Origin of the sequence: Pseudomonas palleroniana (assembly GCF_022836895.1) — a bacterium.
Lineage (GTDB): Bacteria > Pseudomonadota > Gammaproteobacteria > Pseudomonadales > Pseudomonadaceae > Aquipseudomonas > Aquipseudomonas palleroniana.
This window is the reverse complement of record NZ_CP092411.1, coordinates 3,441,249-3,459,973: the sequence shown is the minus strand read 5'-3', so window position 1 is coordinate 3,459,973 and position 18,725 is coordinate 3,441,249. Positions and strand designations below refer to the sequence as shown.

The following is an 18,725-nucleotide window of genomic DNA, read 5'->3' as shown; positions in this document are numbered from 1 at the left end:
AGTTCCTAGTGCAAATTCCCGCCACACAGGAGGTGTGTGATGCACGTTGTTGAGCATTCGGTCCGCTTGGAGCAGGTCAGTCAGGAACGTTTTATTCAGGCCCCCATCGACCTTGTCTACGATTACGTGACCCAGCCGGATCGCTGGCACGAATGGCACCCGACCTCACTCAGCGCCGAGACCGGCACCAGCGGTTCACTGCCGGCCGGCACGCGCTTCACGGAACTTATCGATCTCATGGGCGTACGGGTGCCCATGAGTTATCGCGTGCAGATCGCCCGGCCGCCCAGCGAATTCAAGACCGTGTTCACGTCTCTGGCCGTTGACGGCTCCATTCACTATTTCCTGGTGCCCCATCAAGGCGGCACGTTGTTCAAGCGCGTGCTGACCTATGAAACCGAGTTGCAGTTGACCAGCTTGCGTGAGCGTATGGTCCAGCTTTCGGCTACGGCCCTCGACCGGCTCAAATGCAGGCTGGAAAACCCGCCCTTCGTATAATTTAGAAACATTACAACAGTGTCCCAACCAAAAAAGCAGGGAGAATGCTCGGCTTACTGCCCGGTATTGGACGACACCCGAATGAAAAACCCATTGCGCTTGGTCCTGCTTTCAGCCCTGTTCACCAGCACCCTGGCCCAGGCGGCCGACCTGATCCCGATCGATGTGCACCGCGACGCAAATTGCGGTTGCTGCAAAAAGTGGATCAGCCATCTGCAAAGCAACGGTTTCAAGGTCAACGACCACGTCGAGGCGGATATGAGCGCCGTCAAACAGCGCCTGGGCGTGGCACCGCGCCTGGGCTCGTGCCATACCGCCGTGATCGACGGCAAGTTCGTCGAAGGCCACGTGCCCGCCGAACAGGTGCTGGCCTTGCGCAAACGCGACGATCTGCTCGGCATTGCCGCGCCCGGCATGCCGCTGGGCTCACCCGGCATGGAAGTCGACAGTCACAGCGAGGCCTATCAAGTGATCGGCCTGACCCGGGACGGCAGTGATGTGGTGGTGGCTGACTACCCGGCACGATGATCGCAGGTTACCTGGGCTTATTCGTGGCGGCCTTCGGTGCCGCCACCCTGCTGCCGTTGCAGTCCGAAGCGGTGTTGGTCGGGTTGCTGCTCAGCGGGCACTACAGCCTCTGGCTGCTGCTGGGCATTGCCACCTTGGGCAACGTACTGGGCTCGCTGGTGAACTGGTGGCTGGGGCGCTGGGTTGAACACTTCAAGGCCCGGCGCTGGTTTCCCGTCAGCACAAAACAGCTGGACAAGGCACGCCGCCACTACGAGCGCTGGGGGCACTGGACGCTGCTGCTCAGTTGGGTGCCGATTATCGGTGACCCGCTGACCCTGGTCGCAGGCGTCATGCGCGAGCCGCTGTGGCGCTTCCTGCTCCTGGTAACACTGGCCAAAAGCCTGCGCTACGCCGTGCTCGCGGCGCTGACGTTGCACTGGGTGTTAATCCCCACTTAATCCCCTCCAAACAGCATCCGGGCATCCTATTCGGAGCACGTCCCATGTCTTTCGTCCGCGCTGCCTGCCTGTCCGGCCTGTTCGCCCTGGGTACCGCCCCGGCGTTTGCCGCTACCTACGGGCCTGAGTTGCAAGGCTTCGAATACCCGTATCCGGTACAACACTTTGACTTCCAGTCCCAAGGCAAACACCTGCAAATGGGCTATATGGACGTACCCCCCAAAGGCCACGCCAACGGCCGCAGCGTGGTGCTGATGCATGGCAAGAACTTCTGCGGCGCCACCTGGGAAGGTTCGATCAAAGCCCTGAGCGACGCCGGCTACCGGGTGATTGCGCCGGACCAGATCGGTTTCTGTACCTCAAGCAAGCCCGATCACTACCAGTACAGCTTCCAGCAATTGGCAATCAACACCCATCAGTTGCTGGAAAAGCTCGGCATTCAAAAGGCCACGATTCTCGGCCACTCCACCGGCGGCATGCTGGCAACCCGTTACGCACTGCTCTACCCGGCACAAACCGAGCAGCTGGCCTTGGTCAATCCCATTGGCCTGGAAGATTGGAAAGCGCTGGGCGTGCCTTATCGCAGCGTGGACCAATGGTACGAGCGAGAGTTGAAACTCAGCGCCGAGGGTATCCGCAAGTATGAACAGGAGACCTATTACGTCGGCCGCTGGAAGCCCGAGTACGAACGCTGGGTGGATATGCTCGCCGGCCTCAACCAGGGCCCGGGGCATACCCAGGTCGCCTGGAACTCGGCGTTGATTTACGACATGATCTTCACCCAGCCGGTGTACTACGAGTTCAAGGACTTGCAGATGCCTACCCTGCTGCTGATCGGCACCGCCGATACCACGGCAATCGGCAAGGACCTTGCGCCACCTGAGGTCAAGGCGAAGATCGGCAACTACGCCGTGTTGGGCAAGCAGGTGGCCCAGTTGATCCCCCACGCAACCCTGGTGGAGTTCCCCGGGCTGGGGCACGCACCGCAAATGGAGGAACCGGCCCAGTTTCACGCGGCACTGTTGCAGGGTTTGAACGCCCTTTAATCCCATTTGATCGAGGCACGGGTGAATGTCATTACAGATAGCAGTCATTGATGATTGGCAGCAGGTGGCCAGTGGCGTGGTGGATTGGTCAGGGCTGGCGCCAGTTGGCCAGGTGCACTTCCTGCACGACTACCCGGCAGACACCGCGACGATGATCGAACGCTTGAAGGGCTTCGAGGTGATCTGCGTGATGCGTGAGCGCTCCACCTTCGATAAGGCGCTGCTGCAGGGCCTGCCTGATCTCAAGCTGCTGGTGACCGGCGGCATGCGCAATGCCGCTATCGACATTGCCGCCGCCCAGGCCCTGGGCATTCAGGTGTGCGGCACCGACAGCTATAAACAGGCAGCGCCGGAATTGACCTGGGCCTTGATCATGGCCGCCACCCGCAACCTGCTGGCCGAAGCCAACTCGTTGCGTGCCGGCGGCTGGCAAGTCGGCCTGGGCGGCGACTTGTATGGCAAGACCCTGGGCATTCTCGGCCTGGGCAGCATTGGCCAGAAAGTCGCGCAGTTTGCCCAGGTGTTCGGTATGCGCGTCATCGCCTGGAGTGAAAACCTGACCCCGGAACGGGCCGCGCAATGCGGTGTAACCTGGGTCAGCAAACAGGCGCTGTTTGAACAAGCCGACATCCTCAGCGTGCACTTGGTACTCAGCGAGCGCAGCCGCGGGCTGGTCGACGCCCAGGCGCTGGGCTGGATGAAACCGACGGCACGCTTGGTGAACACCGCACGCGGGCCGATTGTGGATGAACGGGCGCTGGTGGCCGCGCTGGAAAGTGGCCGCTTGGCCGGGGCCGCCCTGGACGTATACGGCGAAGAGCCACTACCGGCGGACCACCCCTTCCGCCGCCTGCCCAACGTATTGGCCACGCCCCATATCGGTTATGTGAGCGAGCAGAATTACCGGCAGTTCTATCAGCAGATGATCGAGGATGTTCAAGCTTGGGCGGCCGGTACGCCCATTCGCGTGCTGGGCTGACGCCCCCTGCACCAATGCTGGGAGCGGGTTTGCACTGGGGTGGGGCATTTTGATGGCCTTACCCCGGTACTGCCGACGGAAAATGAATGGGAGCGCTTCGCACTCCAGCGCGGGGCAAGCCCGCTCACTACAACCTGCGGTTTTGGGGTTAGAAGTTTTTTGTCCTACAAAATTTCCTTAGAAAGCCTACAGGCTCTGGGATCTGTCCTAGACTCATGACCGATGGGTCCGTTCCAAAACAAAAACCCCGCAAAAAATCTAAACTTTCCAACTCGGCCACTGGTCAAGTTTTAAGGTAGGGCGAGCACACTGGATTAACACCCCGATGCCCGCCCATCCAATCTATTTCTGCCAACCGTGCAACTGGCATAAGCCTTGCCAGAATTGTATTGCACTTGTGCGCGTGGCCGCAGGATGCGGTCATCGAGCTAGTGGCAGCGGGCCACTAACCGACCCTACACGTGGAGAGAACTATGATCAGTGCCGTTTCAAGTATTCAGGGAGAACGTGTTAGTCAGCCAGTTGGCGGGGCGAGCTCTTTAGTTGACATCAACACGGTGCGGCCGGTCGTGAGTCACAACCCCAATCGTAAAAAAGTCCTCTTCGTCACCTCCGAATTCGCCGACCTGGTGAAGACCGGCGGCCTGGGCGATGTGTCTGCCGCCCTGCCCCGCGCCATGGCGCATCTGCACGATGTGCGAGTGTTGATCCCGGGTTATCCGCAAGTGATGGAGAGCGACAACCCGATTCATATCATTGGCGAGCTGGGCGGTCACGCCGCGCTGCCGCCGTGCAAGATCGGACGCATGGACCTCAAGGATGGGCTGGTCATCTACGTGCTGATCTGCCCCGAACTCTACGAGCGTGAAGGCACGCCCTACGGCGCCAATAACGGCCGCGACTGGCCGGACAACCATATCCGCTTCGCCCGCCTGGGCCTGGCCGCCGCCGACATCGCCGCCAACCTCGCGCAGATCCACTGGTGCCCGGACCTGGTGCACGCCCACGACTGGCCGGCGGGCCTGGCCCCGGCCTACATGCACTGGCGCGGGTCACGCACGCCGACCCTGTTCACCATTCACAACCTGGCGTATCAGGGCGTCGTCAGCCTGGCGTCCACCCCGGAGCTGGGGATTCCGCCGCATGCCCTGCAACAGGAAGGCATGGAGTTCTACGGCAAGATGTCGTTCCTCAAGGCGGGCATGGCCTATTCAAGCCATATCACCACGGTGAGTGCCACCTACGCCCAGGAAATCACTACCCCCGAATTCGGCTGCGGCCTGGATGGCTTTTTGGCCAGCAAGACCCAACAGGGTCTGCTCAGCGGTATTCCCAACGGCATTGATGAAAGCTGGGAAACGTCCACCGACACCCACCTGGTCCACAACTTCAATATCGGTGACTGGAACGGCAAGGCCATCAACGCCGCCCATGTGCGCGAACTGTTCGGCCTGCACGACTCCACCGGCCCGTTGTTCGCCGTGGTCTCGCGCCTGGTCTATCAGAAAGGCCTGGACCTCACCGAGGCGGTGGCCAGCTTTATCGTCGAAAACGGCGGCCAGATCGCCATTATCGGGCGTGGCGAGCCGGAAGAAGAACAGGCCATGCGCGAGCTGGCCCTGCGCTTTCCCGGTCAAGTGGGCGTGCGGATCGGCTTCAACGAAACCGATGCCCGCCGCATGTTCGCCGGCAGCGATTTCCTGTTGATGCCATCGCGCTACGAACCCTGCGGCCTGAGCCAGATGTACGCGCAGCGCTTCGGCTCGCTGCCGGTGGCGCGCAATACCGGCGGCCTGGCCGACACTATCGAAGATGGCGTGACCGGCTTCCTGTTCAATGAATCCACGGTGGACAGCTATAAAGCCGCCCTCACCCGCGCCTTCAAGGTATTTGCCTTCCCCGGTTTGCTCAATGCGATGCGCAGCCGCGCCATGACTCAACCGTTCAACTGGTGCCAGGCCGTGGAACCCTACGCCGAACTCTACGAACAACTGGTGGCCAAGGCTTTAGGGAAATCGGCCAAGTAATCAAGGGAGGTCTTCACAGATGCCGTCATGGACTCTGGAAACCTGGCCCCACGGTGCAATCATGCTGGACGCGCAACACACGCGTTTTGCCTTGTGGGCGCCAGACGCGTTTTATGTCAGCGTTGAATTCAAAGACGGAAAATCCATTGCCATGCTGCCCCAGGCAGATGGCTGGTTCGAAGTAGAGGTCAAGTGCCCGGCGGGCACTTGCTACCGCTACAACATCGACGGTGAAACCGATGTCCCCGACCCGGCGTCCAGGGCGCAGGCCTCGGATGTTCACGGTTGGAGCCGGGTCGTCGACCCGCTCGCTTACCCCTGGCAGAACAGCCACTGGCAAGGCCGGCCCTGGCACGAAGCGGTGATCTATGAGCTGCATGTCGGGGCACTGGGTGGCTACGCCGCCGTTGAAAAACACCTGCCACGCCTGGCTGAACTAGGCTTCACCGCTATCGAGCTGATGCCCTTGGCGCAGTTTCCCGGCGAGCGCAATTGGGGCTACGACGGGGTGCTGCCCTACGCACCGCAGGCCTCCTACGGCACGCCCGAACAACTCAAGCACCTGATCGACAGCGCCCATGGACACGGTCTGGCGGTGATTCTCGATGTGGTCTACAACCACTTCGGACCCGACGGTAACTATCTGGGCCAATACGCCAAGGCGTTCTTTCAAGAGGACGTGCACACGCCCTGGGGCGCCGGGATCGATTTCGATCGCCGGGAAGTACGCGACTTCTTCCTCGATAACGCGCTGATGTGGCTGCTGGAATATCGCTTCGACGGCTTGCGCCTGGACGCCGTGCACGCCATCGACAACCCCGGGTTCCTGCACGCGTTGGCGCAGCGTGTGCGCGAACAGGTCGACCTGGGCCGCCAGGTGTGGCTGGTGCTGGAAAACGAGCACAACCAGGCCAACCTGCTGGAACAGGATTTCGATGCGCAATGGAACGACGACGGCCACAATGCCCTGCATGTGCTGCTGACCGGCGAGACCGATGCCTATTACCGCGACTTTGCCGCAGACACCACGGCCCAGTTGGCTCGCTGCCTGAGCGAAGGTTTTATCTACCAGGGGCAGGCCAACCGCCACGGCGACCCTCGCGGTGAGCCCAGCGGGCACCTGCCGCCGAGTGCCTTCGTACTGTTCTTGCAGAACCATGACCAGATCGGCAATCGCGCCTTGGGTGAACGCCTGCATCAGTTGTGTTCGCCCCAGGCCCTGAAAGCCGCCACCACGTTATTGCTGCTGTCGCCGATGATCCCTTTGGTGTTCATGGGCGATGAGGTGGCGGCCGAAGAACCCTTCCTGTTTTTCACCGATCATCACGGCGAACTGGCTGAGGCGGTACGCGAAGGCCGGCGCAATGAGTTTGCCGACTTCGCCGCCTTCAATGACCCTGAACAGCGTGAGCGGATTCCCGATCCCAATGCGCTGACAACCTTCCAGCGTTCGATCCCTTCGTTTAGCGAGAACGAACACACCCAGCTCTACCGGCAACTGCTGAGCCTGCGTCACCAACATATCGTGCCCCACTTGCCCGGCTGCGTGGCTCTCGGGGCACGGGTGCTGGCCGAAGGCGCCGTCAGCGCCCGCTGGCGGCTGGGCAACGGCAGCCTGTTGCAAATCGACCTCAACCTGAGCGCCGAGCCCCTCGAACACGCAGCGCCGCACGCCTGTCTTTTCCAAACGCCGGCCAATCAGGGCGCGCTTCTGGCGCCCCTCAGCGCACGCGTCTTCCTAACCCCTGTTGGAGATCACCCTTGAGCGAAGCGAACCTGGAAATCCTCGCCAGCCGCGCGGGCCTGGCCGTCGATTGGATCGACGCCAACGGCCGCCCGCAACATGTGAAACCCGACGCCCTGCGCGCGGTGCTCAAAGGCCTGGGCCACCCGGCCGACACCGATGCCGAGATCGACGCCAGCCTGCTGGAACTTGAGCAGGTGCAACAAGACAAGCACCTGCCACCCCTCATGACCATCGACTCCGGTGAGCCCTTGGACCTGGCGCGCTACTTCGCGCCGGACACGCCCTGCCGGGTCAGCCTGGAACAGGGTGAAACCCTGGAGTTGCGCCTCGACGGTAACGCCGTGCTGCCTGGCATCATTGCCCTGGGCTACCACTGCGTGCATATCGCCGACCAGACCTTCACTCTCGCCGTGGCCCCTGCCCACTGCTACAGCGTGGCCGAAGCGGTTGACAGCCGTCCCGCCCGCGCCTGGGGCCTGAGCGCCCAACTGTATGGCCTGCGGCGCCTCGGTGACGGCGGTTTTGGCGACACCCTGGCCCTGGAGCATCTGGTCCGTTCCGCCGCCGAACGCGGTGCCGACGCCCTGGCGATCAGCCCGATGCACGCCATGTTCAGCGCCGACACCGAGCGCTACAGCCCTTATTCACCGTCCAGCCGCCTGTTTCTCAACAGCCTGTATGCCTCCCCGGCGTGCATCCTGGGCGAGCGTGAAGTACGCAACGCGATTGCCGCCGCCGGGTTGGAAGAGGAACTGCATGCCCTTGAGCAACTGCCGCTGATCGACTGGCCCGCCGCCGCCAAGGCCAAGCAACGCTTGCTGCGCACGCTGTATGAAGATTTCCGCCAGGGCGAGCACCCGCAACACGCCGACTTCCTCAGTTTCCGCCAGACCGGCGGTGAAGCCCTGGAAAACCACTGCCGCTTCGAAGCCGTGCAAGCCCAGCGCGCCGCTGCCGGCGAAGATCTCGACTGGCGCCACTGGCCACAAGACTGGCGTACCCCGCAGAGCCCGGCCCTGGCCCAGTTCGCCGAGGAACACCGCGACGAGATCGGCTACTTCGCCTTCTGCCAATGGCTGATCGCCCGTAGCCTGCAACGGGCACAGCAAGCCGCCCGGGGCAGCGGCATGGGCGTTGGCCTGATCGCTGACCTGGCCGTCGGCGCCGACGGCGGCGGCAGCCAGGCGTGGAGCCGCCAGGATGAACTGCTGGCCGACCTCACCGTGGGAGCACCACCGGACATCCTTAACCGCGCGGGCCAAGGCTGGGGCATCTCCGCATTCTCCCCGGAGGGCCTCAAGCGCAACGGTTTCCGCGCTTTCATCGAGATGCTGCGGGCCAACTTCGCACATGCCGGCGGCCTGCGTATCGACCATGTGATGGGCCTGCAACGCCTGTGGGTGATCCCCAACGGCGCGTCGCCACGTGACGGGGCTTACCTGTATTACCCGGTGGATGACATGCTGCGCCTGTTGGCCCTGGAGTCCCATCGCCACCAGGCCATTGTGCTGGGTGAAGACCTGGGCACGGTGCCCGACGGCCTGCGGGAAAAACTCAGCGGCCGCTCGATCCTTGGCATGCGCGTGCTGTTGTTCGAACAGCATCACGATGGCCAATTCAAACCGATTCTCGACTGGCCGGATAACGCCCTGGCCACCACCAGCACCCATGATTTGCCGACCCTCAACGGCTGGTGGCACAGCCGCGATATCGAATGGAATATCCAACTGGGCCTGATCGATGCCCCCACCGTGGAGCAATGGAGCGAACACCGCCTGCGTGAACGCCAGGCGTTGCGTCAGGCGTTGAGCCAGGACCCGCAGAATTTCGTCGATGAGATCCGCAATGAGACCGACCATATGATCGACGCCAGCGTACGCTACCTGGGCCACACCCGTGCACCGTTGGTGCTGCTGCCACTGGAGGACGCGCTGGGCCTGGAAGAGCAGGCCAACCTGCCCGGTACCACCGACACCCACCCCAATTGGCGCCGCCGCCTGCCCGGCGAGGCGTCCAGCCTACTCGACAATGCCGGTGCCGCCCGCCGCCTAGAACTGCTGGCCGTAGCCCGTAACCAGGCCCACGAGCGTGACCGATGAAAGCATTCCCTTTACGCGCCACCCAACGCCTGCAATTTCATAAAGGTTTCACCCTCGATGATGCGGTGCCGCTGGTGCCGTATTTCGCCCGGCTGGGCATCAGCCATCTATACGCCTCACCACTGCTCTGCGCCCGGGCCGGCTCCATGCACGGGTACGATGTCGTCGACCCCACCCGCATCAACCCGGAGCTGGGCGGCGAGCCTGCCCTGCACCGCCTCGTGGCCACCTTGCGTGAGCACGGGATGGGGTTGATCCTGGATATCGTCTCCAACCACATGGCCGTCGGCGGTGCCGACAACCCCTGGTGGCTGGACTTGCTGGAGTGGGGCCGCCTGAGCCCCTACAGCGAATTCTTCGATATCCAGTGGCACTCCCCCGACCCGCTGCTCAAGGGCCAACTGTTGATGCCGTTCCTGGGCAGCGACTACGGCGAAGCCTTGCAAAGCGGCACGCTGACCCTGCATTTCGATACTGAACACGGCGCTTTCTACGTCGAGCATTACGAACATCGCTTTCCGATCTGCCCGAGAGATTATGGCGTGATTCTCGGCCACGATGAATCGCTCAAGCCACTGGCCGACCGTTTCAGCGCCCTCGCCTATCAGGACGATGCCTACCGCGAAGCGGCCGCGCTCAAGCAGGCGCTTGCCGAGCGCGCGAGCGCAGTGTCGCCGGCCATCGAACAGCGGCTCAAGGCATTCGACAGCCGTACGCCTGAGGGCTTCGAGCAACTGCACCAGTTACTGGAACAACAGACCTACCGCCTGGCCAGCTGGCGTACCGCCGCCGACGACATCAACTGGCGACGCTTCTTCGACGTGAACGAACTGGGTGGCCTGCGCGTCGAGCGCAGCGCCGTGTTCGAGGCCACCCACGCCAAGATCTTCGAACTGATCAGCCAGGGTCTGGTGGACGGCTTGCGCATTGACCATGTCGACGGCCTGGCCGACCCACGGGGCTACTGCCGCAAGTTGCGTCGTCGAGTGGATGCGCTGGCGCCCGGGCGGCACGTGCCGATCTTCGTGGAAAAGATTCTGGGCGAAGGCGAAACCCTGCGCCAGGACTGGCAGGTGGACGGAACCACCGGCTATGAATTCATGAACCAGCTGTCACTGCTGCAACATGACCCGCAAGGCTTTGAGCCGCTGGCGCAATTATGGACGCACCATAGCGAACGCCCCTCGGCATTCATCGAAGAGGCGTGGCTGGCGCGCCAGCAAATCCTCAACGGCTCCCTGGCCGGCGACTTTGAAAGCGTCGCCCAGGCACTGTTGCAAGTGGCCCGCGACGATGTGATGACGCGCGACCTGACACTGGGCGCGATCCGCCGTGCGTTGCAGGCGCTGATCGTGCACTTCCCGGTGTATCGCACTTATATCAGCGCCCAGGGCCGCAGTGCCGACGATGAGCGTGTCTTCCAGCACGCCATGAGCGGCGCCCGCGAGATCCTGAGTGAAGGTGACTGGCCGGTGCTTGACCACCTGGAAAACTGGTTGGGCGGCCAGCCTTGGCGCAATCGCCCGCGCGGGCGCGAGCGCAAGATACTCAAGCATGCCTGCGTGCGCTTCCAGCAGCTGACCTCGCCGGCAGCGGCCAAGGCGGTGGAGGACACTGCGTTTTATCGGTCGGCGGTGTTGCTGTCGCGTAACGATGTGGGCTTCAGCACTGAGCAGTTCAGCGCCTCCCTGGCCGACTTTCACGCCGCCAACCAACAACGCTTGCAGAGCTTTCCCGATAACCTGCTGGCCACCGCCACGCATGACCATAAACGCGGTGAAGACAGTCGTGCGCGCCTGGCGGTGATCAGCGAGTGCGCACCGTGGTACGCCGAACAAGTGCAGCACTGGCGCCACCTGGCGACGCCGTTACGCGAGGATGGCAATGGCCCCTCGGCCGGCGATGAACTGATCCTTTATCAAGTACTGCTCGGCAGTTGGCCGCTGGACGCCAACCCTGACCTCGAGGGCTACCAGCAACGACTCTGGCAATGGCAACAGAAGGCCCTGCGCGAGGCCAAGTTGCAGAGCAGTTGGAGCGCACCGAACGAAGCCTATGAGAAAGGGGTTGAAACGTTCCTGTCGCGCCTGTTGCTCAGCCCTGAAGGCCAGCCATTACGCACTGCGCTGGCGCAAGCCGCCGAGACCATCGCACCGGCCGGCGCCTTGAATGGTCTGGCGCAAACCTTGCTTCGCCTTACCGTGCCGGGGGTGCCGGACCTGTACCAGGGCGATGAGTTCTGGGACTTCAGCCTGGTGGACCCGGACAACCGCCGTCCGGTGGATTTCAACGTACGACAACGGGCGTTGCAAGCACCACCGGGCATCGAAGAAGGCTTGTCCAACTGGCGCGATGGGCGTATCAAACAAGCGGTTATCGCCCAGGTACTGGCCTTGCGCAAGGCCCACCCCGAAGTGTTCAGCCGGGGCAGCTACACGCCCTTGGAGGTCGAGGGCACCCATGCCGAACACGTGGTCGCGTTCTACCGCGAACAGCAGGGCAAACGCGTACTGGTGGTGGTGCCACGCTGGCCCCATCGCCTGCTTGAAAACAGTGAACGGCCGCATATTCCTGCGCGGGTTTGGGGCGATACGCGGGTGAAATTACCGTTTACCGGCGCAACACAAAACTGGAAGGGACTTTTTCATACAGGCGCAGTCACAACCAACGAGGAGCTGCTGATCAGCACTGCCCTGGGGGGATTCCCGGTCAATGTCTTTATCAATCCTGATGATCAAGAAAGCTGAAAACTCTCTGCGAGGAACATTGTGATGAGTACTGACGACAAACGAATTCGCGAACTGGCGCATCAGATCTGGGAGTCTGAGGGCAAACCTCACGGCGAGGACGCACGCCACTGGGAGATGGCGCGCAAGTTGGCGGAAGCCGAAGCACTGACCCCGAGCAAACCTAAACCTGCCGCCAAGCCCAAGGCCGCAGCCAAGCCGCCTGCGGCAAAAGCCAAACCGGCGGCGGCAAGCAAACCGGCACCGCCGCCGGCCAAGAAACCGGCGGCGCCGAAAAAGCCCAAGCCGTAACCCCGTGACGCCATAAGCCTTCTGCCGGTTTCGCTGGCAGGAGGTGAACTCACTTTTCAAACTTCTCAGCTGAACCCTCGTCAGCGCGGTTTCGTTCGGCCCGGAAAAAGACCCTTGCAGGAGCAACATCGAATGAGCAAACCCCAAAAGACCCCATCGACGTCGGGCAATGAGCCGTCGCGAATCCGTGAAGGCTTGCCCTTCCCTCTGGGCGCCACCTGGGACGGTCTGGGCGTCAACTTCGCGCTGTTCTCGGCCAACGCCACCAAGGTGGAGTTATGCCTGTTCGACGACACAGGCGAGGTCGAGCTGGAGCGTATCGAACTGCCCGAATACACCGACGAGATCTTCCACGGCTACCTGCCCGACGCCCACCCCGGGCTGATCTATGGCTACCGGGTGTACGGCCCCTATGACCCGGCCAACGGCCATCGCTTCAACCACAATAAATTGCTGATCGACCCCTACGCCAAGCAGCTGGTGGGCGAACTCAAATGGTCCGAGGCGCTGTTCGGCTACACCATCGGCCATCCGGACGATGACCTCAGTTTCGACGAACGCGACAGCGCGCCCTTCGTACCCAAGTGCAAGGTGATTGACCCGGCACACACCTGGGGCAACGACCAACCGGTGCGTGTGCCGTGGGACCGCACGATCATCTACGAGACCCACCTGCGCGGCATCAGCATGCGCCACCCCTCGGTGGGCGACTCGGTACGCGGCACCTGCGCCGGGTTGATGAACGACGATGTGCTCAAGCACATCCGCCAATTGGGCGTATCGTCGGTCGAGTTGCTGCCTGTGCATGCGTTCGTCAACGACCAACACCTGCTGCAAAAAGGCATGACCAACTATTGGGGCTACAACAGCATCGCGTTCTTTGCCCCCGACCCGCGTTACCTGGCCAGCGGCAAGATCGCAGAATTCAAGGAGATGGTCGCGCACCTGCACGAGCAGAAGCTGGAAGTAATCCTCGACGTGGTCTACAACCACACCGCCGAAGGCAACGAACGCGGCCCGACCCTGTCCATGCGCGGTATCGACAACGCCTCCTACTACCGGCTGATGCCCGACGACAAGCGCTTCTACATCAACGACTCCGGTACCGGCAACACCCTGGATCTGAGCCATCCGTGCGTCCTGCAAATGGTCACCGACTCCTTGCGTTACTGGGCCAACGAGATGCACGTCGACGGCTTCCGCTTCGATCTGGCGACGATCCTCGGGCGCTACCGTGACGGCTTCGACGAGCGCCACAGCTTCCTGGTCGCCTGCCGCCAGGATCCGGTGCTGCGCCAGCTGAAACTGATTGCCGAGCCATGGGACTGCGGCCCAGGCGGTTATCAAGTCGGCAACTTCCCACCGGGCTGGGTGGAATGGAACGACCGCTTCCGCGATACCGTGCGCGCCTTCTGGAAAGGCGACGATGGCCAACTGGCGGATTTCGCCGGGCGCATGACCGCCTCCGGTGAGATGTTCAACCATCGGGGCCGCCGGCCGTACAGCTCGGTGAACTTCATCACCGCCCACGACGGTTTCACCCTGCACGATCTGGTCTCCTATAACGACAAGCACAACGAAGCCAACGACGAGAATAACCAGGACGGCAGCAACAACAACCTGTCATGGAACCATGGCGTCGAAGGCCCCACCGATGATCCGGAAATCAACGCGCTGCGCCTGCGCCAGATGCGTAACTTCTTCGCCACCCTGCTGCTGGCCCAGGGCACGCCCATGATTGTGGCCGGCGACGAGTTTGCGCGCACCCAACACGGCAACAACAACGCGTATTGCCAGGACAGCGAGATCGGCTGGGTCAACTGGGACCTGGACGATGACGGCAAGGCACTGCTCAAGTTCGTCAAACGCTTGATCAAGTTGCGTCTGGCCTACCCTATCCTGCGTCGGGGCCGCTTCCTGGTGGGCGACTACAACGAAGATATCGGTGTGAAAGACGTCACATGGCTGGCGCCGGACGGCAATGAGATGAGCACCGAACAATGGCAGGAAAGCCACGGCCGTTGCCTGGGCATGTTGATGGATGGCCGCGCCCAGGAAACCGGGATTCGCCGCGCGGGTGCCGACGCCACCTTGCTGCTGGTGGTCAACGCGCACCACGACATGGTCAATTTCCGTCTGCCGCCGGTGCCTGAAGGTGAATGCTGGACCTGCCTGCTCGACACCAATCAACCCGCGGTACGTGGCCAGGAGCGCTTTGATTTCGACCACGAGTACGCGGTGACGGGACGTTCACTGCTGCTGTTCGAACTGCAGCGCGACGACGAGGTGTGACATGGCGTTGCATCATTTCCTTCAAGGCTATCAGGGCTATGCGGATACGCAGGCCCTCGGCCAGGCGCTGAGGGCGCTGCAGGAGGAAGGCCTGGACCAGCTGCCGTTGCCCGGCGGCGGCGCGACATTGGCGCGCTTCAGCCGCCTGGCTCAAGTGGCTGGGCATGATTTGCGCCTGTGCAAGTTGTTCGAAGGGCATACCGATGCCTTGGCGATCATCGCCGAGCTGCACAGCCCCGCGCCGCCCTTGGGCAGCACCTGGGGCATGTGGGCCGCCGAGCCGCCCACCGCGAAGGTGCGGGTGCGGCGTGACGGGCACCGGTTGCTGATCGACGGGCGCAAGGCTTGGTGCTCCGGCGCGGCGGTGGTCAGCCACGGGTTGCTGACGGCCTGGGATGAGCATGATCGCCAGCAATTGGTCGCGGTGGCCATGGATCAACCCGGCATCACCGTGACCGACGAGGGCTGGGATGCCGTCGGCATGGCGGCTACCGGCAGTGTCGAAATCGTCTTCAACGAGGCCCGCGGCCTCGCGGTCGGTGGCCCGGGCGATTACCTGTCACGCCCGGGTTTCTGGCAAGGCGGGATCGGGATCGCCGCCTGTTGGTATGGCGCCGCACAACGCCTGGCTGAGGTGCTGCGTGAGCAGTGTGCAAAACGCCCCGAACCTCACGCCCTCGCCCATCTCGGCGCGGTCGACAGTGCCTTGAACAGCGCCGCGTGTGTACTGCGCGCCAGTGCCGAACAGATCGACCGGCAGCCGAACGCCGATGCGCGGCTGTTGGCTCAACAGACACGCGCCTGCATTGAGGACACCGTTGAACAGGTGATCCACCACGTCGGCCGGGCCGTGGGCGCGGGGCCTTATTGCAAGGACCCGCACTTCGCCCAGTTGATCGCGGATCTGCCGGTGTATGTGCGTCAAAGTCACGCCGAACGCGACCTGGCCGCCCTGGGTGAACAGGTCGCAGGCGAACCCACAGGAAGGTGGCAGTTATGAGACCCAATCCGATCGTCGGCCAAGGCACGCCGTTGCATCAATGGCAGGCATCGACGCGCCTGGCCGAGTTGCCGGTGGTCAGCGTCGAACAGTTGGTGCCCGAAGGCCATCGCGCCGTGATCATCGCACCCCACCCGGACGATGAAGTGCTCGGGTGTGGCGGCCTGATGCAGGTCCTCGCGACGTTGGAGCGGCCCATTCAGTTGATTTCCGTCACCGACGGCAGCGCCAGTCATCCGGGCTCGCGGCGCTGGCCGGTGGAACGCTTGAGCGTGGTGCGCCCGCAGGAGTCGGCCCAGGCCCTGCACCGCCTTGGCCTGCCGCTGCACAGCTTGAAATGGCTGCGGGCGGGCTTTGCCGACAGCCAGGTCGCGGCGCGGGAAGCGCAATTGGCCGCGTTCATCCAGCGCTACCTAAAGCCCAGCGACGTGGTATTCACCACCTGGCGTGAGGACGGTCATTGCGATCATGAAGCGGTCGGTCGTGCCAGCGCCCAAGCGGCCCAGGCCGTGGGCGCAACCTTGTACGAATTGCCGGTGTGGACTTGGCACTGGGCCACCCCCGAAGACAGTCAGGTGCCCTGGCACCGCGCCCGCAAGATCCCGATGACGCCCCAGGCGGTCGCCCGCAAGCGTCACGCCATCCACGCCTTTGCCAGCCAACTGGAGGGCGACCCGCAGGCGGGCTTGGCCCCGGTGCTGGCGCCTTATGTGGTGGAACGCTTGCTGCAACCTTTTGAAGTGGTGTTTGTATGAGCGTGGCCACCCCGTATTTCGACCAACTATTTGCCGGCAACGACGACCCCTGGGCCTTTCGTCAACGCTGGTATGAACAGCGCAAGCGCGCCCTGACCCTGGCCGTGCTCACACGAGCGCACTACGCATCGATCTTCGAACCCGGCTGTGCCAACGGCGAACTGAGCGCCGAACTGGCCACGCGCTGCGATCAACTGGTGTGTTGCGACACCGCAGCGACGGCTGTGGGCCTGGCCAGGACGCGTCTCTCGGCTTTTCCCCACGCCCAGGTGCAGCAACGCCGCCTGCCCGAACAATGGCCGACCGGCCAGTTCGAGTTGATCGTACTCAGCGAGTTGGGCTACTACCTGGACGCAGCTGATCTGCGCCGTCTGATTGACTGCGCCCTCGCCTCACTGGCCCCCAACGGCCAACTGCTGGCCTGCCACTGGCGGCCGCTTATCGAGGGTTGCCCGCAGACCGCTGAACAGGTGCACGCCCTGCTCCAGCAGCGACTGGGCATGCATCCGGTGGTGCAGCATCACGAAGAGGATTTTCTACTCGACCTGTGGAGCCGCGATGGCACCTCGGTCGCAAGCCATGAGGGCCTGCGATGATCGGCATTTTGATCCCGGTCCATAACGAAGAAAAGTTGTTGGGCGAGTGCTTGAAGGCGGCGATGATCGCGGCCAGTCACCCAGGCTTGCTCGGCGAGGCGGTACACATCCTCGTGGTGCTCGACAGTTGCAGCGACGCCAGCGCATCGATTGCCCAGGCGTACCAGGTGCACAGCCTGCAAGTGCAGGCGCGCAATGTCGGGCAAGCTCGCGGCGTTGGCGCGCGACACTTGCTCAACCAAGGCGCGCGATGGATCGGCTGCACGGACGCCGACAGCCGCGTCGCCCCCGATTGGTTGGTGGCGCAACTGGCGCTGGGCGTGGATGCGGTGTGCGGCACGGTCACGGTGGATGCCTGGAGCGAAGGTTTCGACCCGGCGGCGCAAATTCGCTATCACCAGGCGTATGAGGCCCGTGACGGCCATCGGCATATCCACGGCGCCAATCTGGGCGTGAGTGCCGGTGCCTACGTACAGGCCGGGGGTTTCGAGCCGCTGGCGTGCCATGAGGATGTCCAGTTGGTGCGCAACCTGGAACGCTGCGGCGCCTCCATCGCCTGGAGCCATTCGCCGCAGGTGATCACCAGCGCACGCCTGGATTGTCGCGCCCAAGGCGGGTTCGGTGACTACCTGAAAAGCCTGGTGCAGCTTGCGTAAAAAAACGCCGGGCCGACATGTAAAAGCGCTAGATCCTTGTCTATGCTCATAACGCCTTGCACAGCGTTCCAGGGTTGGAACGCCGCGCACTCACTACAGGCAGGAGCCTGAGGTGAATAAAAAGGAGTCGTCCCGTCAACCGGGCACGACCCCGCATCAACCGACAAGGATGTGACACCCCCATGAAGCCTGCCTCGTTAAGCGAAGGCCGTCGCGGCCCCGCGCAAATCTGGAACAGCGCGCCGCAACTGGCGCAAATACCCATCATTTCTTTGACCTCACTGGTGCCGCCCGGCGCCCGCGTGGTGGTGATTGCGCCCCACCCTGGCGATGAAGTCCTTGCCTGTGGCGGTTTGCTGCAACTGCTCAGCAGCCGCGAGCATCCGCTGAAGTTGATCTCCATCACCGATGGCAGTGCCAGCCATCCTGGCTCGAACGTATGGCCGGCCAGGCGCCTGAGCGTGGTACGACCACAGGAAAGCGTCGAAGCCCTGCGCCGCCTGGGCATGCCTTTGCACAGCCTGAAATGGATTCGCGGTGGCTTCCTCGACAATGCGCTGCCTGCACGCGAGCAGCCGATGAGCCAATTCATCGCCCGCTACCTGCAACCCGGCGACGTGGTCTTCACCACCTGGCGCCGCGACGGCAATGCAGACCACGATGCCGTCGGCCGGGCCAGCGCCAAGGCGTGCAGCCTGGTAGGTGCGCAGTTGTATGAACTACCCATCTGGGCCTGGCATTGGTCGGCACGGGAAGGCGTGGTGATTCCCTGGCAGCGCGCGCGCAAGGTACGGCTGGACAGCTGGAGCGTGGCGCGCAAGCTGCACGCCGCGCACGCCTACGCCAGCCAGTTGGCCGGCGACCCGCAAATTGGCCTCGCCCCGATGATGGCCCAGGTGCTGCTCGAACGGATGCGCGAGCCTTATGAAATCGTGTTTGTCTAGCTGGGCACTCGTCTATACCTGTTATTTCTGACAGTGGTGCCCCTGGCGAACTGCGACTAAGGTGCGCAAAGTGCTGCACA

Annotated in this window: 16 protein-coding genes; all 16 read left to right on the top strand. The window is 62.9% G+C overall.

Annotated elements, in window-relative coordinates:
- The first annotated feature begins 39 nt into the window (after nt 1-39).
- The 16 genes from MJP36_RS15750 to MJP36_RS15675 all read left to right on the top strand — a co-directional run bounded on the left by MJP36_RS15750 (nt 40) and on the right by MJP36_RS15675 (nt 18,645).
- Nucleotides 40-498 carry an SRPBCC family protein gene (locus MJP36_RS15750; protein ID WP_244383405.1) on the top strand — a complete coding sequence of 153 codons (459 nt, stop codon included), beginning with the start codon at nt 40-42 and terminating at the stop codon, nt 496-498.
- Between the two features lie 81 nt (nt 499-579).
- Entirely contained in the window at nt 580-1,026 is a 447-nt protein-coding gene (locus MJP36_RS15745) for a DUF411 domain-containing protein (RefSeq protein WP_244383404.1), read from the top strand.
- Nucleotides 1,023-1,466 (top strand): YqaA family protein, encoded by a 444-nt coding sequence (locus tag MJP36_RS15740; RefSeq protein WP_161547892.1) that lies wholly within the window; start codon nt 1,023-1,025, stop codon nt 1,464-1,466. The genes MJP36_RS15745 and MJP36_RS15740 overlap by 4 nt, the downstream gene beginning before the upstream one ends.
- A 44-nt stretch (nt 1,467-1,510) precedes the next feature.
- Complete coding sequence (locus MJP36_RS15735; protein WP_244383403.1) at nt 1,511-2,512, top strand: alpha/beta fold hydrolase; 1,002 nt, start codon at nt 1,511-1,513, stop codon at nt 2,510-2,512.
- Nucleotides 2,513-2,537: 25 nt separating this feature from the next.
- A complete protein-coding gene (locus MJP36_RS15730; RefSeq protein WP_244383402.1) occupies nt 2,538-3,491 on the top strand; it encodes a D-2-hydroxyacid dehydrogenase family protein in 954 nt (317 codons plus the stop codon).
- 473 nt (nt 3,492-3,964) lie between these two features.
- Nucleotides 3,965-5,518, top strand: a complete 1,554-nt coding sequence (gene glgA / locus MJP36_RS15725) for a glycogen synthase GlgA (protein ID WP_060752715.1) — start codon at nt 3,965-3,967, stop codon at nt 5,516-5,518.
- Between the two features lie 19 nt (nt 5,519-5,537).
- Nucleotides 5,538-7,283 carry a malto-oligosyltrehalose trehalohydrolase gene (treZ, locus tag MJP36_RS15720; protein WP_244383401.1) on the top strand — a complete coding sequence of 582 codons (1,746 nt, stop codon included), beginning with the start codon at nt 5,538-5,540 and terminating at the stop codon, nt 7,281-7,283.
- Entirely contained in the window at nt 7,280-9,364 is a 2,085-nt protein-coding gene (malQ, locus tag MJP36_RS15715; protein ID WP_244383400.1) for a 4-alpha-glucanotransferase, read from the top strand. Before treZ ends, malQ begins: the two co-directional genes overlap by 4 nt.
- On the top strand, nt 9,361-12,111 hold the full coding sequence (locus MJP36_RS15710) for a malto-oligosyltrehalose synthase (protein ID WP_244383399.1): 2,751 nt from the start codon (nt 9,361-9,363) through the stop codon (nt 12,109-12,111). Before malQ ends, MJP36_RS15710 begins: the two co-directional genes overlap by 4 nt.
- A gap of 24 nt (nt 12,112-12,135) precedes the next feature.
- Entirely contained in the window at nt 12,136-12,402 is a 267-nt protein-coding gene (locus MJP36_RS15705) for a DUF2934 domain-containing protein (RefSeq protein ID WP_161547885.1), read from the top strand.
- A 132-nt stretch (nt 12,403-12,534) separates the two neighbouring features.
- Nucleotides 12,535-14,694, top strand: a complete 2,160-nt coding sequence (gene glgX, locus MJP36_RS15700) for a glycogen debranching protein GlgX (protein ID WP_090370803.1) — start codon at nt 12,535-12,537, stop codon at nt 14,692-14,694.
- 1 nt (nt 14,695) lies between these two features.
- Nucleotides 14,696-15,694 (top strand): acyl-CoA dehydrogenase family protein, encoded by a 999-nt coding sequence (locus MJP36_RS15695; RefSeq protein WP_244383398.1) that lies wholly within the window; start codon nt 14,696-14,698, stop codon nt 15,692-15,694.
- Nucleotides 15,691-16,449, top strand: coding sequence for a PIG-L deacetylase family protein (locus tag MJP36_RS15690; protein ID WP_244383397.1), 759 nt, complete (start codon nt 15,691-15,693; stop codon nt 16,447-16,449). Before MJP36_RS15695 ends, MJP36_RS15690 begins: the two co-directional genes overlap by 4 nt.
- Nucleotides 16,446-17,045, top strand: coding sequence for an SAM-dependent methyltransferase (locus tag MJP36_RS15685; RefSeq protein WP_244383396.1), 600 nt, complete (start codon nt 16,446-16,448; stop codon nt 17,043-17,045). Before MJP36_RS15690 ends, MJP36_RS15685 begins: the two co-directional genes overlap by 4 nt.
- Nucleotides 17,042-17,701 (top strand): glycosyltransferase family 2 protein, encoded by a 660-nt coding sequence (locus tag MJP36_RS15680; RefSeq protein ID WP_244383395.1) that lies wholly within the window; start codon nt 17,042-17,044, stop codon nt 17,699-17,701. Before MJP36_RS15685 ends, MJP36_RS15680 begins: the two co-directional genes overlap by 4 nt.
- 182 nt (nt 17,702-17,883) lie before the next feature.
- Nucleotides 17,884-18,645: a PIG-L deacetylase family protein gene (locus MJP36_RS15675; RefSeq protein ID WP_060752705.1), complete on the top strand. Its 762-nt coding sequence runs from the start codon at nt 17,884-17,886 to the stop codon at nt 18,643-18,645.
- Nucleotides 18,646-18,725: the final 80 nt, after the last annotated feature.